At 72.9% G+C, this 14,226-nt stretch carries 11 protein-coding genes; 7 read left to right on the forward strand and 4 right to left on the reverse strand.

The window, feature by feature from the left end:
• The first annotated feature begins 20 nt into the window (after positions 1–20).
• The 6 genes from ACIA8F_RS31230 to ACIA8F_RS31255 all read left to right on the forward strand — a co-directional run bounded on the left by ACIA8F_RS31230 (position 21) and on the right by ACIA8F_RS31255 (position 7,821).
• Entirely contained in the window at positions 21–824 is an 804-nt protein-coding gene (locus ACIA8F_RS31230) for a GNAT family N-acetyltransferase (RefSeq protein WP_399383810.1), read from the forward strand.
• Positions 825–901: 77 nt separating this feature from the next.
• Positions 902–1,942, forward strand: coding sequence for an LLM class flavin-dependent oxidoreductase (locus ACIA8F_RS31235; protein ID WP_399383812.1), 1,041 nt, complete (start codon positions 902–904; stop codon positions 1,940–1,942).
• Between the two features lie 99 nt (positions 1,943–2,041).
• Entirely contained in the window at positions 2,042–2,431 is a 390-nt protein-coding gene (locus ACIA8F_RS31240) for a GntR family transcriptional regulator (RefSeq protein WP_399383814.1), read from the forward strand.
• A complete protein-coding gene (locus ACIA8F_RS31245) occupies positions 2,428–3,312 on the forward strand; it encodes an ABC transporter ATP-binding protein (protein WP_399383816.1) in 885 nt (294 codons plus the stop codon). The genes ACIA8F_RS31240 and ACIA8F_RS31245 overlap by 4 nt, the downstream gene beginning before the upstream one ends.
• Positions 3,309–4,241, forward strand: coding sequence for an ABC transporter permease (locus ACIA8F_RS31250; protein WP_399383818.1), 933 nt, complete (start codon positions 3,309–3,311; stop codon positions 4,239–4,241). Before ACIA8F_RS31245 ends, ACIA8F_RS31250 begins: the two co-directional genes overlap by 4 nt.
• A gap of 166 nt (positions 4,242–4,407) precedes the next feature.
• Positions 4,408–7,821, forward strand: a complete 3,414-nt coding sequence (locus tag ACIA8F_RS31255) for a molybdopterin-dependent oxidoreductase (protein ID WP_399383820.1) — start codon at positions 4,408–4,410, stop codon at positions 7,819–7,821.
• A 10-nt stretch (positions 7,822–7,831) separates the two neighbouring features.
• On the opposite strand, the gene ACIA8F_RS31260 is transcribed toward ACIA8F_RS31255, so the two are convergent.
• A complete protein-coding gene (locus ACIA8F_RS31260; RefSeq protein ID WP_399383822.1) occupies positions 7,832–9,184 on the reverse strand; it encodes a radical SAM protein in 1,353 nt (450 codons plus the stop codon).
• Positions 9,185–9,313: 129 nt separating this feature from the next.
• Positions 9,314–10,861: an aldehyde dehydrogenase family protein gene (locus tag ACIA8F_RS31265; protein WP_399383824.1), complete on the reverse strand. Its 1,548-nt coding sequence runs from the start codon at positions 10,859–10,861 to the stop codon at positions 9,314–9,316.
• A 378-nt stretch (positions 10,862–11,239) separates the two neighbouring features.
• Here ACIA8F_RS31265 and ACIA8F_RS31270 point away from each other — a divergent pair, with 378 nt between their 5' ends.
• A complete protein-coding gene (locus ACIA8F_RS31270) occupies positions 11,240–12,697 on the forward strand; it encodes a hypothetical protein (RefSeq protein WP_399383826.1) in 1,458 nt (485 codons plus the stop codon).
• On the opposite strand, the gene ACIA8F_RS31275 is transcribed toward ACIA8F_RS31270, so the two are convergent.
• Positions 12,655–13,164, reverse strand: coding sequence for a hypothetical protein (locus tag ACIA8F_RS31275; RefSeq protein ID WP_399383828.1), 510 nt, complete (start codon positions 13,162–13,164; stop codon positions 12,655–12,657). The two genes, ACIA8F_RS31270 and ACIA8F_RS31275, sit on opposite strands and share 43 nt — an antisense overlap.
• Before the next feature lie 6 nt (positions 13,165–13,170).
• Positions 13,171–14,187, reverse strand: a complete 1,017-nt coding sequence (locus ACIA8F_RS31280; RefSeq protein WP_399383830.1) for an SCO0930 family lipoprotein — start codon at positions 14,185–14,187, stop codon at positions 13,171–13,173.
• Positions 14,188–14,226: the final 39 nt, after the last annotated feature.

Below are 14,226 nucleotides of genomic sequence, written 5' to 3' on the forward strand. Positions count from 1 at the left end.
CGGAAGGAGGGTTCCGCCCCATGCCCAGCACCAGCACCACCACCAGCGCCAGTCCTGCACCCAGCCGCGTGACCCCTGCGGCGCCGGCGATCCCGGCGCCCCCTGCGGTCCCTGCGGTCCCGCACGTCCTCGACAACCCGGCCTGGGCCTCGCTCTCCGGCGCGCACGCGGCCTTCGCCGTGCGGGCCGGCGCCCACGCCGCCCGCTACCAGCCGGACGTCGCCGTCTTCTGCGCGATCGCGGATCCGGCCGACGCCCGGTCCTGGGACGCGCTGGGCACCCTGGCGGGCCCCGGCGGGGTGGTCTCGCTCTCCGGGGTGCTGACCCCGCCCCCCGGCTGGGAGACCCTCTGGTCGGGGCGGGGCGTCCAGCTGACCGACACCTCGCTGCGCGCCGAGCCCGCCCCCGAGGCGGTGCGGCTCGGGGCTGCGGACGTGCCCGAGATGCTGGAGCTGATCGAGCTGACGAAGCCCGGGCCCTTCCTGCCCCGCACCGTCGAGCTGGGCACGTACCTGGGCATCCGCCATCGCGGCCGGCTGGTCGCCATGGCCGGGGAGCGGCTGCGCCCGCCCGGCTGGACGGAGATCAGCGCGGTCTGCACCCATCCCGGCTTCCGCGGCAGGGGGCTGGCGACGCGGCTGGTCCGTGCCGTCGCGGCGGGCATCCGGGAGCGGGGAGACGTGCCGTTCCTGCACACGGCCGCCGAGAACACCGATGCGGTGCGCCTCTACGAGTCGATCGGTTTCACCGTGCGCCACAGGCCTTCCTTCCTGGCCTTCCGGGCGCCGGGCGGCGCCCATGACAGCGCCGACACACAGATTTAATTCTGCCGAATCGCATTTCACACTCCCGTCATTCAGCGACCCTGATTCCGGGAATGCCCTTTTCGATAGGAGCCGGATTGAAGTTCCTGGCCATCACCCTGATCACGGACGGCACGGACCCGGAGACGGGCGCCCCCACCCCCACGCGCGAGCGGTTCCGGCAGGTCGTCGCCGCCGCGCTGCAGGCGGAGGAGCTCGGCTTCGACGGGTTCGGGGTCGGCGAGCGCCACGAGCGGCCGTTCCTGTCCTCCTCGCCGCCCGTGGTGCTCTCCCACATCGCGGCCCTGACCCGGCGCATCCGGCTCTACACCGCCGTGACCACCTTGAGCCTGCTGGACCCGGTGCGGGCGTACGAGGACTACGCGACGCTCGACCACCTCAGCGACGGAAGACTGGAGTTGATGATCGGCAAGGGGAACGGCACCGCCCAGCGCGAGCTGTTCGACGTGACCCCCGAGGACCAGTGGGAGCGCAGCTCCGAGGGCTACGAGCTGTTCCGGCAGATCTGGAGCGAGGACAAGGTGACGGCGCAGCCGCGCTTCCGGCCCGCGCTGAGCGGCGCCGAGGTGCTGCCCCGGCCGTACCAGAAGACGCTGCGCGTGTGGCACGGCAGCGCCACGAGCCGTGAGTCCGTGGACCTCGCGGCGCGCTACGGCGACCCGCTGTTCTCCGCGAACGTCACCCATCCGATCGGCCCGTACGCCGCGCTGATCCGCCACTACCGAGAGCGCTGGGAGCACTACGGACACGATCCGGCCCACGCGGTCGTCGGCGCGGGCACGGCGGGCTTCCACACGGCGCCCACCTCGCAGGCCGCGGTGGCCGCGTACCGGCCGGCCTTCGCCCGGTACCTCGCGGCCCACGCCGCGCAGGGTCTGGAGCCGGTCTTCCCGACCCTGGAGGACTTCGTCGAGCGGAGCTCGGCCCTGATCGGCAGCCCCGAGCAGGTGATCGAGAAGGTGCACCGCTACCACCAGGAGTTCGGCCACACGGTCCTGCACCTCCAGGCCGAGCCGGGCGGGCTGACGGAGGCTCAGCACCGCGACTCCCTGGAGCTGTTCCAGTCGCGGATCGCGCCGGAGCTGCGCCGCTCGATCCCGGATCCCGCCTTCGCCTGAGCGACGTAGGAACAACGGAGGCACAGCGCAGGACAGTTGACAGAAGTACCCCCCTGCACCACCCTTTCACTACTTACCTAGTGAAAGGGTGGTGTTGTCGTGCTCGAGTACCGCATCGACCGGCGCAGCGGCATCGCCACGTACCTGCAGATCGTCCAGCAGACCAAACAGGCCCTGCGCCTGGGCCTGTTGGAGCCGGGCGACAAACTGCCGACCGCGCGCGAGGTCGTCGAGGCCACCGCCATCAACCCGAACACCGTCCTCAAGGCCTACCGCGAGCTGGAGCGCGAGGGCCTCGTCGAGGCGAAGCGGGGGCTGGGCACCTTCATCCGCGCGTCCCTGGGCGGCGCCCCGGCGGAGTCCCCGCTGCGCGCCGACCTCGCGGACTGGGCGCGCAGGGCCCGGGAGGCCGGGATGGAGCGGGAGGACGCGGCCGCGCTCTTCTCGGCCGTACTGGAAGAGCACTTCAAGGGGGACGACAACGTATGACGCACACCGTGATCGAGGCGGAGGGCCTCGGCCTGCGCTACGGACGCCGGGGAGGATGGGCGCTGCGCGACTGCTCCTTCCGGCTTCCCGAGGGCCGGATCTGTGCACTCGTAGGGCCCAACGGGGCTGGAAAGTCGAGCCTGTTGACCATCGCGGCCGGGCTGGTGTCCGCGACGGAGGGATACCTCCGCTCGGTCCCGCGCGAGGAACTGGCCTTCGTGGCCCAGGAAAAGCCGCTGTACCCGCAGCTCACCGTCGGTGAGACGCTGCGCATGGGGCGGGAACTCAACCCCGGACGCTGGGACGCGAGCAGGGCGGAGCAGATCGTGGAGGCGGGGAACCTCGACCCGCACGCGAAGGTCCGCACCCTCTCCGGCGGCCAGCGCACGCGGGTCGCCCTGGCCCTGGCCCTCGGCAAACGCCCGGGCCTGCTCCTGCTCGACGAGCCGATGGCCGACCTCGACCCGCTCGCCCGGCACCGCCTCATGGGCACGCTGATGGCCGACGCCGCCGAGAACGGCACCTCCGTGGTGATGTCCTCGCACATCCTCACCGAGCTGGAGGGCGCCTGCGACCACCTGCTCCTCGTCGACGGCGGCCGGATCCGCCTCTCCGGCCCCATCGACGAGGTCGGCGCGGCGCACGTACTGGTCACCGGGCCCGCCGCGGCCCGCGAGGAACTCGCGGCGCACACGGTGGTGGAGGCCCGTACGACGGGCCGCCAGCTCACGGCGCTCGTACGGCCGCGGGGTCCCGTGGACAGCGGTACCTGGCAGACCACCCACCCGTCCCTGGAGGAACTGTTGCTCGCCCATCTGCGCGCGCCCGAAGCCCCGGCGTTCGCCGTGGACGCCGAAGCCACCGCGGGGGTACCGGCATGAGCACGCTGAGCCTGAAGGGGCCGTACTGGGTCACGGTCCGCCAGCACCGGCGCGTGCTGTGGGCGGTGCCCGCGCTGGTGGGCGCGAGCCTCGCCGCGACGGTCGCGCTGCGGGCCTGGAGCGGGACCTCGGAATCCGACCGGATGGACATGTCGACCGAGTACTACGCGTGGGAGCTGTTCCGGCTCTGCGTGATGTACGCGGGCAACACGATGCTGTTCCTTCCGCTGCTCGTCGGAGCCTTCGTCGCCGGCCCGATGGTCGCCCGCGAGCTGGAGAGCGGGACCTGGCGGCTCGCCCTCACCCAGTCCACGACGGCGAGGGCCTGGCTCGGCTCGAAGGTGCTGGTCGCGGCCGTGGTCTCCGTGCTCGGTTCGACCGCCCTGATCGGGGTGTACCGCCTGGGCTGGTCGAGGGTGAGCGGATCCTGGCAGCTCAACTGGGCCGACCGGGGCCCGTACGAGGCCACCGGACCGGTACTCATCGGCTACTGCCTGCTCGGCGTGGCCCTCGGCGCCCTGGTCGGCCAGCTGGTCCGGCGGACACTGACCGCCATGGCGGTCACGGGTCTCCTCACCGGCCTGGTGCTCCTGGTCCTCGGCGCGCTGCGCTGGTCCTTCCTGCCCGTGGTGACGAGGACCGTGCCCTATCCGGGGGACGCCGGTCCGCGGTTGCCCGGCTCCGCCTTGATGATGGACACCGGCTACCTCAGCTCGACGGGTGAGCGCCTTTCGGAGAACTCCTGCTTCAACCCGACGGACCCGACGGCCGGCTGCCCCGCCGACCTGCACATCACCGCCCGGTACCTGGACTTCCACCCGGCCTCGCACCACTGGCCGACCCAGCTCATCGAGACCTCCATCCTCCTGGCCCTCGCCGCCGCGGCCCTGTACGGCGCCTTCCGCTTGGTACACGCCCGGCACCCCTGAGGCGCCACTTAGGCATCCCGGGCGGGCCGGACGACCCGGCCGGTTCCGGGGCCGAAAGGCCCTGGCCGGCCGGGACATCCGTGTCCCCGGTCAAGACCATCGCCGCTGGTGAGCACCGTGCCACGGACTGTCCAATGGAGGGAGGTCCACAAGGCGGGAGACGGCCATGTCCGAAGAGAAGAGGGGTTTCTGCACCCTCTGCAAGTCGCGCTGCGGCGCGATCTTCACCATCGAGGACGGCCGCCTCACCGGCGTGCGACCGGACCCCGACCATCCCACGGGCACCGCCATGTGTCCCAAGGGGCGCTCCGCCCCCGAGATCGCGCACAGCACCCGGCGGCTGACCACCCCGCTGCGCCGGACCAACCCCAAGTCGGACCCGGACCCGGGCTGGGTGCCCGTCTCCTGGGACGAGGCGATGACCGAGATAGCCGAGAAGATCGGCACGATCGCCGCCGAGACCGGCCCCGAGTCGGTGGCCTTCGCGGTGGCCACGCCCTCCGGAACGATGGTCTCGGACGCCACCGAGTGGATCGAGCGCTTCGTACGCCGCTTCGGCAGCCCGAACACGGTGTACAGCGCGGAGATCTGCAACTGGCACAAGGACGTCGCGCACGCCTTCACCTTCGGCTCGCCGATCCCGCCGCCCGACTACGCGAACGCCGACCTCGCCCTGCTGTGGGGGTTCAACCCGGCCAAGACCTGGCTCGCCCAGTCCGCCGCCCTGTCCGCCGCCCAGGCCACGGGCACGAAGCTCGCCGTCGTGGACCCGCGCCGCTCCACGAGCGCGCTGCGCGCCGACCACTGGCTGCGGGTCCGGCCCGGCACCGACGCCGCGCTCGCCCTGGGCCTGGCCCACCTCCTCATCGCCGACGAGGGCTACGACGCGGCCTTCGTCCGCGCCTGGACCAACGCTCCCCTGCTGGTCCGCGCCGATACCGGACGGTTCCTGCGCGCGGACGAGCTCCCCGGCACGTACGAGGGCGCGGCCCCCTCGGGCTTCGCCGTCTTCGACGAGGAGACCGGCCGGGCCGAGGCCTACGACACCACGTGCGCCGCCGACCGCCCCGAGCGCTTCGCGCTGCGCGGCACCCGGCCCGTCACCCTGCGCGACGGCTCGGTCGCCGACTGCGCGCCCGCCTTCGAGCGGTACGCCACCGCGTGCGCGGCCTGGCCGCCCGCCCGGGTCGCGGCCACCACCTGGATCCCGGAGCGGGAGATCCGCGCCCTCGCCGCGGAGATCGCCGCCGCGCCCTCGGTCACCTACTACGGGTGGACCGGCGTGGGACAGAGCGCGAACGCCGCGCAGACCGAGCGGGCGCTGGCCACCCTCTACGCGCTGACCGGCTCCTACGACGCCCGCGGCGGCAACCACGTGGTCCCCGCGCCGGCCTACAACCCGGCCACGTCGGTCGCCCAGTTCGCGCCGGAGCAGCGTGCCAAGGCCCTCGGCCTCGACAAGCACCCGCTGGGCCCGCCCGCCTCCGGCTACGTCAACTCCGGCGACCTGTGCACGGCCATCGAGACCGGCCGCCCCTACCCGGTCCGCGCCCTCATCGGCTTCGGGTCCAACCTGGTCGTCGCCCAGCCCGACTCCGACCGCACCGCGCGGGCGCTGGGGGCGCTCGACTTCCAGGTCCACCTGGACCTCTTCCACAACCCGACCAGCAGCAGCGCCGACATCGTCCTGCCGGTCAACAGCGCCTACGAGCACGAGGCCCTGCGCTTCGGCTTCGAGGTCAGCCACCGGGCCCAGGAACAGGTCCAGCTCCGGCCGCGGATGGTCGAGCCGCAGGGTGAGTCCCGCAGCGACACGGAGTTCGTCTTCGACCTGGCCTGCCGCCTCGGCATGGGCGCGGAGTTCTTCGACGGGGACATCGAGGCGGCCTGGAACTGGCAGCTCGAACCGCTCGGCCTGACCGTCGCGGAACTGCGCGGCCGCCCGGGCGGCGTCCGGGTGCCCCGCGAGGAGTCCTACCGCAAGTACGCGGCCCCCGCAGCGGCCGACGGCGACGCGGTGACCGGCTTCGCCACGCCCACCCGGCGCGTCGAGCTGTACTCCGAACGGCTGCTGGAGCACGGATACCCGGCGGTGCCCGAGCACCACGACCCCGCGCCCACGGACGCCGCGTACCCCCTGGTGCTGACCTGCGCGAAGCACGGGTACTTCGTCCACAGCCAGCAGCGGTCCCTGACCTCGCTGCGCCGCCGGGCCACCGACCCCTCGGTGGACCTGCACCCGCGGACCGCGGCCGCCCACGGCATCGGCGAGGGCCAGTGGCTGGAGCTCGCCACGCGCCGCGGCTCCATCCGGCTGCGGGCCCGCTTCGACGACTCCCTGCACCCCTCCGTCGTCGTCGGCGAGTACGGCTGGTGGCAGGAGGCCACCGACCTCGCCCTCCCGGGCGCCGACCCGACCGCCCCATCGGGCAGCAACTTCAACCGGCTCGTCGACCACTCCGACACCGACCCGCTCAGCGGCTCGGCGCCCCTGCGGTCGGCCGCCTGCCGGATCGCCCCGGTGGCGGGTGACGGCACCTGGCTCGGGGCCCGTCCCTTCACCGTCACCGGCCTCACGGAGGTGAGCCCGGGCATCCGCGGCCTGCGGCTGACCCCCGAGGACGGCGGAGCCCTGCCCGACTACCGCCCCGGCCAGCACCTGACCATGCGCGCCGAGCACCCGGACGGCACCCTGCAGGACCCCTCGGACGGGCGCAGCTACTCCCTCACCGGCCCCGCGCTGGCCACCGGCCGCACCGACTACGGGCTCGCCGTGCGCCACATCCCCGGCGGGGCCTTCTCCACCCGGGTCCACGAGGAGCTCCGGGTCGGCGACCGGCTCCACCTGGCGAGCCCGGGCGGCGTCTTCGCCCTCCCGACGCACACCGGCAACCCGGTCGTGCTCCTGGCCGGCGGCATCGGGATCACCCCGTTCCTGAGCTACCTCGAAACCCTCGCCGCCACCGGCGGCACGGTCCCCGAGGTCGTCCTGCACTACGGCAACAACAACGCGGCCGACCATCCCTTCCGGGACCGGCTGCGCGAGCTGGCCGCCCGCCTACCGGCGCTGACGGTCATCGACCACTACGCCGCACCCGGACCGGACGAGGTGCCCGGCCGCGACTACGACCGCACCGGGTTCATCACGGCCGACGACATCGACCCCGGTCTCATCGAGCGGCGGGCCCGCTTCTACATGTGCGGACCGCAGCCCATGCTCGACGCCCTCACCGGCGCCCTGATCGCGCGCGGCGTCCCGCGCTTCGAGGTGTTCAGCGAGAAGTTCCGCCCGGCCCGGCAGGAGGTGACCGTGCCCGACGGCGCGGAGTACACCGTCACCTTCGCCCGGTCCGGACGCAGCGCCGTCTGGCGCAAGAACGACGGCCCGCTCCTCGCCCTCGGCGAGGCGGCCGGGGTGGCCATGCCGAGCGGATGCCGGGTCGGGCAGTGCGAGAGCTGTGCCTGCAGCGTGCTGAAGGGCACGGCCGCGCACCTGGTCACCCCCTCGGAGGACCTGCCCGACACCGAGGTCCTGACCTGCCAGTCCCTGCCGACCTCGGACCTGGTGCTCGACGTCTGAGCGCCCCCGGTCAGGAGGCGCCTTCCTCCGTCTCCTCCTTCGCCTCCAGCCCCTCCAGGCTGTCCATGAAGGAGGAGACGGAGAACACGGCGCGGCCGGGACCCGCCGGACCGTACCCGGGCGGGGAGCTCAGGCCGAACTCCTCCAGCGTCGCGCGGTAGGTCTCCAGCAGGCGGACGTGGTACTCCAGGGGCGCGCCCAGCGGGTTCGCCTTGCCCAGCGGGGTCGTCGGCTCCGGGCACCAGGTGGTGAAGCGCGGTACGACACCGTGCGACATGAAGTACCGCAGGCCCTCCTGGGTCGACGCGATGGCCTCGCTGACCTTGGTGAACCCGAAGGGTTCGGCCATCTCGATGCCCGCCACGAAGTTCGGGATCACGTTGCGCGGCCCGAACACCTCCGTGGAGTCCAGGATCCGGCGGTGCCATTCGTCGCGGCCGACGTAGCGCTCCTTGCCCGGGCAGTGGAGCTTGAACAGGTACTCGTCCCACACCTCGAAGTTGGGGTGGTAGATCTTGACTCCGTGGTCGTGGAAGCGCTGCACGGCGTCGCGCGGCAGGGCCTGTGCGACGACCTTGCCGGTCCAGCGGCCGGGGAAGCGCTCCTCGATGGCCTGGGCGTACTGCCCGTAGAAGTCGGCCTCGTCACGGCCGCCGACCTGGGAGGTGATCGAGCCGCCCGTAAGGGTGTAGGCCTTGGAGATGCCCGCCGTGTCGTACCGGTCGATGATCTCCAGCGCCTCCAGCACCTCCTCGACCGGCTTCACACCGGTGTAGGGGCGGCCGGCCGCCTTGTGCTGGCGCCAGTTGTGGTTGATGTCGCAGAACTGGCACTCCTCCTTGGCGCCGAAGTACTGGCACACCCGGAAGACGGTCAGGTAGATGAGGTAGCCCCACTGGATGGTCGGTGCGACCTCCATCACGGACTTGCCGTTCGACAGCTTGTGCCGGTAGTACTCGGGCATCGGCGGCAGGCCGACGTCCGAGATCCGTACGCCGTCCAGGTACAGGCCGAGCGTGCCGTCCTCCCCGCCGCGCACCACGTACGGGGAGTCCGGGTTGACCCGTACGGAGACCACGGTGCGGCGCAGCTCGTAGGGGCCGCCCGTGAGCACGATCTCCTCCGGGGGCCGGTTCAGGGCGGCGGCGCCGAGCTCCGGGAGGGTGCGGTGGTCGAAGGAGAAGATGAAGTACGACTTCGGCTTGACGTCGCCCGAGGAGCCGTCGGCGCCGCCGCTGAGCGCGGACTCGTCGAAGGCCATGCCGCCCCGCAGGAGGTCTTCCTTGATCACGGCTTCCCGGGGCACGTGCGGGAAGCGCCCCATCAGGTCCTCGATCAGCGCGGTACGGCTGGGACTCTCCATCTGCGGCTCCATTCCAGGCTTCTTGCCGGGCCGCGGCGGTCCGCCCCCTTGGCGTTCCGCGCGGCACGGCGGTGACCTCACTGTAATCAGAGCGTCCGGAGCCCGGCGCATCGCCTCCTCGGCGCCTGTTCAGGGCATCAGCTGGTAGTCCGGGAAGTTGCCCGGGAGCCGTTCGCCGGCCGGTCCGAGGGTGACCGCGCGGACCAGCAGCTCGCCGCCGACGAAGGCGCCCCGCCAGGAGGCGCCGAACCCGCCGAAGAGCTCCTCCCGGTCCCCGCGCGAGCGGGGCCTGCCGTGGCCGGTCTTGAAGGCGCGGATCTGGGGCGCGAGGCGGTCGAAGGTGGCCGGGTCGTCGGTGGAGAGGGTGGAGACCAGGGCTCCGTTGGAGGCGTTCATCGCCGCCAGCAGCTCGGGCTCGGTGTCGACGAGCACGATGGTGTCGACCGGCCCGAAGGGCTCCGCGTGGTACAGGGGCGAGGAGGCCGGCGGGCTGAGCAGGGTCAGCGGGGCCACGTAGGCGGAGGTGTCCTGCCCGGGCAGGAACCGGGCCGGGTCCAGGGTGCCGCGGAAGAGGGGGACGGCGCCGTGGTCCACGGCCTCCGCGGCGTGCGCGGTGAGCTCCGCCGCCTTGGCGGCGTTGATGAGGGGGCCGAAGTCGAGTTCGGGCAGCGGATCGTCCGGGTGGGCGACCGCGAGGGGGTGTCCGGTGCGGACGGCGGAGACGGCGGGGAGGTAGGCGGCGAGGAAGTCGGGGAAGGCGGTGCGCTGGACGACGAAGCGGGGGTAGGCGGTGCAGCGCTGCTTGCCGTAGTCGAAGAGCTTCGGGATGGCGGCGCCCAGGGCGGTCCAGTCGGTGTGTTCCCAGATGCCCCAGGTGTTGAGGCCCTCCTGTTCGAGGACGTGGCGTTTGCCGAGGTCGGTGAGGGCGGTGGCGATGCGGGCTCCGGTGTCGCGGCCGCCGACGAAGGAGACGCAGCCGATCTCCGGGGAGCGGACGAGCGCCTCGGAGAGTTCGCCGCCGCTGCCGCTGACCAGGGTGACCGGGATGTTCTCGCGGTGGATGAGCGCGCAGGCGAGGGTCAGGCAGGCCAGGCCCCCGTCGGTGGGGGTCTTGGCGATGACGGCATTGCCCGCGAGGGCCTGCACCAGCATCGCGTGGACCAGGACGGACATGGGGTAGTTCCAGCTGGCGATGTTGGAGACCGGGCCGTCGAGCGGGGTCCGGCCCTCCAGCATGGCGTCGATGTGGTCCACGTACCAGCGCACGCCCTCGACGGCCCGGTCCACGTCCGCCCGCGCGAGGCGCCAGGGCTTGCCGATCTCCCACACCAGGAGCAGGGCGAGCAGGTCGCGGTGCTCGGCGAGGGCGTCGAGCGCGGCGGTGACCCGGGCCCGGCGCTCGGCCGCCGGGACCTGCCGCCAGGCGCGGTGCTGGTCGAGGGCGGCGCGCACCGCCTTCGTAGCGGTGCCCGCGTCCAGCCGGGGCGGTCCCGCGATCGGACTGCCGTCCACGGGGCTGGTGGCGGCCAGTGCGTGGCCGTCGCTCTGCCAGGCGCCGGCCCAGAGGTTCAGGACGCGGTCCTCGCGGAAGGCCTCCGGGGCCGCGGCGAGTGCGCGCTTCCAGGCGTCGGCCCAGGCCGTGCCGGGCTTGAGGGCGAGGGGGGTGGGCTGTGCCATCTGTGAGTCTCCGCTCAACGACGGGCGGGGCGGGTGCGCGTGCTCCGACCGTACGTACCTTCCGTGCGGCATCCGTGTTCTCCGGCGTCGGCGGCGCGTCGCGGCCCCGCCCGCCGACCCGGGCCGGGGGCTGACTGTTTCACGGGTGCTGCGGGATCATGAACATGGCATGCGGTGTGGCCGGGAGCCCTGGTCCGGCGGCGAAGGCACCGGTTAACTTCGCTGCTGGAGCCGTACCGGTGAGCCACCGCCGTACGGAGCACGGCCCGGGCCAGCACAACTGGCTGCCGCCGCGTCAGCTGACCGCGCAATGCGCTCGCCCTTCTCCGTCTCCCGCTCCCCCACCTCTCCCTCCCTCCTCGGTTCTAGGACTCCCCCATGCCGTTTTCCCGTCCCAAGGGCGGGCGCTTCGCCGCGCTCGCCCTCACCTTCGCCGTGGCGCTGAGCACGCTGGGCACTGCGACCGCCACCGCCTCCGGCGGCGCCACGGAGTTCGGTCCGCTGCCGCCCCGGAACCCGGCCACCGCGGGCAACGGCACCGCCGGCATGCACGGGGACAGCGCGTCCAGCGACACCACGCCCTACCCGGGCCCCGGCACGGGGAAGATCGCCTACTCCCGCACCGCGCTGGCCTCCGCCTGCCCGACCATCGTGGTCGGCGCCGACGGCTACGTGGTCACCCTCTGCACCACCATCTTCGGACAGACCCCGACCGTGCACCTGCTGGATCCGGCGAGCGGGGCCGACCTGGCCTCCCTCGCCCTGCCCAAGGGCAGCCTGTTCGGCGGCGTCTACTCCTACCTCGACAACAACGACCGGCTGGTCGCCGTGGACGGGAACAGCAACCTCGTCCGCATCGGCCACCACCGCACCGGCAGCGGCTGGGCGCTGACGGTCGACCAGTCCACCCCGCTCGCGGGCGCCGTGCCGGCCGGCGACAACATCGTGGGCCTGGCCCCCGCCTGGAACGGCAAGGTCTGGTTCGCCACCACCGGCGGCGTGATCGGCACCGCGGACACGGACACCGGCACGGTCCGCACCCTCGCCACCGGCGAGGGCGTGCAGAACAGCATCTCCACCGTTCCGGGTCACACCGCGGTCGCCACCGACCACGCGCTGTACCTCCTCTCCGAGGCGCCCGACGGCACCCCCGTCATCGACTGGCGCGCCCCGTACGACCGCGGCCCGGCCCGCAAGCCCGGCCAGCTCAGCTGGGGCACCGGCGCCACCCCGAGCTTCTTCGGGCCGGGCGACGGGACGGAGTACGTCACCATCACCGACAACGCCGCCCCGCACGAGAACCTGCTCGTCTACCGGGTGGACGGCGGGCCCACGCCGATCTGCTCCACCCCGGTGCTCACCCAGTACGCCAACAGCGGGACCGAGGACGCCGTCATCGCCTCGGGCCGCAGCGTCTTCGTCACCAACACCTACGGCTACCCCTACCCGGCCCTGCCCGCAGGCGCCCCGGCGAGCAAGCCCGCGTCCGCGAACTTCGACGGCGGTCTCAGCCGGGTCGACGTCAACGCCGAGGGGACCGGCTGCACCCTGGTGTGGAACAGCTCGGTGAAGTCCGCGGCCCTGCCCCGGCTTTCGGTGGCCGACGGCAAGATCTACACCGTCTCCGTCACCGGTCCCACCGGCAGCGCCGGCCTGAACACCTTCGCCTCGTACCACCACGCGGTGCTCGACCCGGCCACGGGAGCGCAGCTCACCAGCTCCTTCCTGGGCATCGGGCTGGTCTACAACCCGCTGCAGATGACCGGCACCACCGGCCCGGACGGCACGCTCTATCAGGGCACCGAGACCGGAGTGGTCCGGATCACCAAGGGGTGAGCGTCGTGGGTGGGCGCGTCGTGGGTGGGCGCGTCGTGGGTGTCGGCGTCGTGGGTGTGGGCGGGGGCCGAGTCCAGGGTTCCGCCGAGGCGGTCCCGGGCCGGGGTCAGGGCCTCCGCCGAGGGAGCCGTGATGATCCAGCGCTCGCCGACGAGGTACGTGCCCCCGTACTGCCGTGACTCCGTCAGCCACGCGGCCCGGCCATCCGCCGTGCTGAAGGTGGCCATCCGGAAGGCCTGGGCCCCCACCGCGCAGGCGCCCTCGCGCACCTCCTGCGCGTCGACCGTCACCTCGGGGCTGCAGCCCAGCGCGGCCGCGATCCGGTCCAGCGGCTCGGGGGCGGGGCCGGGGGGCGGGGACGCCGCTCGCCCCCCGGCCCCTGCGCCACTGCAGCCCGCGCAGAGGAGGGCGGCGAACAGGGCGAGTGCGCGGGGCGCCCGGAGCCCCCGCTTTCCCGTGTCCCGCACGGCCGGTCAGCCCGCCGCCGGGATCTTCTTGCCCGCGTCGTTCACCGCGAACCAGAGCCCCTGCAGGCCCTGTCCGTTGGTCTGGCCGGGTGCGGTGTCTCCGGTGAAGAGGTAGACGGGCCAGCAGTCGATCGTCAATTGGCGGGTTCCGTCGGGACGTTCGACGGAGCCGACCAGCCGGGCGGGAATTCCGACGGCCTTTTCGGCTGCCACGGGTGCGGCGGGTTTCCACGTGTTCAGGCAGGCGTCGAGGCAGCCGAATTTCATCGGCCAGGCGCTGTCCTTTCCGAAGCGATAGAGGGTGCGCCCCTGTCCGTCCACCAAGAGCTTTCCGAGTTTCGCGTCGTCCACGACGGAGAGCGGCGCGACTTCCTTTCCGGCGTCCGCTTTACCTGCGTCCGCCTGACCGGCGTCCGCTTTACCTGCGTCCGCCTTTCCGGCATCCGCCGCCTTTCCGCCGTCCGCCCCCAGCGCGTGCCAGGTGCCGCCGACGCCCTCGCCCTTCGCCTCGCCCGGCCGGGTGTCCTTGGCGTACCGGTACACCGGCCACCCCGCGATCGTGAGCTGGCGGGTGCCGTCGGCCCGGTCGACCGAGCCGAGGAGCCCCGCGTCCGTGCCGGGCGGGGCCTCGGCTCCGTCTGCGGGCACCGCCGGCCAGAGGGTGGCGCAGGCGTCCTCGCAGTTCGAGCGGGGCGGCTGGGCGGTGTCCTTGTCGAACCGGTAGAGCGTGGATCCGGCCGCGTCCGTGAGCACGCTGCCGACCTGGGGGATCTCCCGGACCGCGAGTTTGCCGGCCACCGTCGCCTCCGCGTCCGCGTCCGTCTCCGCTTCCGCAGCCTCTCCGTAGGCCTCCCCGTAGCCCTCACCGGCGCCGGCGCCGTGGCCCACCGCCCGTTCCGCGCTGGCCGGCCGGACGGTCACCGTACGGGCTCCGTCGTCACCGCTGCCGCATCCCGACGCGAGCAGAAGCACCGTCAGCACCGATCCGGCGGCGGCCGCGGTCGCCCGGTTCCTGTTGCCCATGGTTCTCTCCTTCGGTTTTCTTCCGGCACGCTGTTCTTC

Source organism: Streptomyces sp. NPDC051563 (genome assembly GCF_044454225.1).
Lineage (GTDB): Bacteria > Actinomycetota > Actinomycetes > Streptomycetales > Streptomycetaceae > Streptomyces.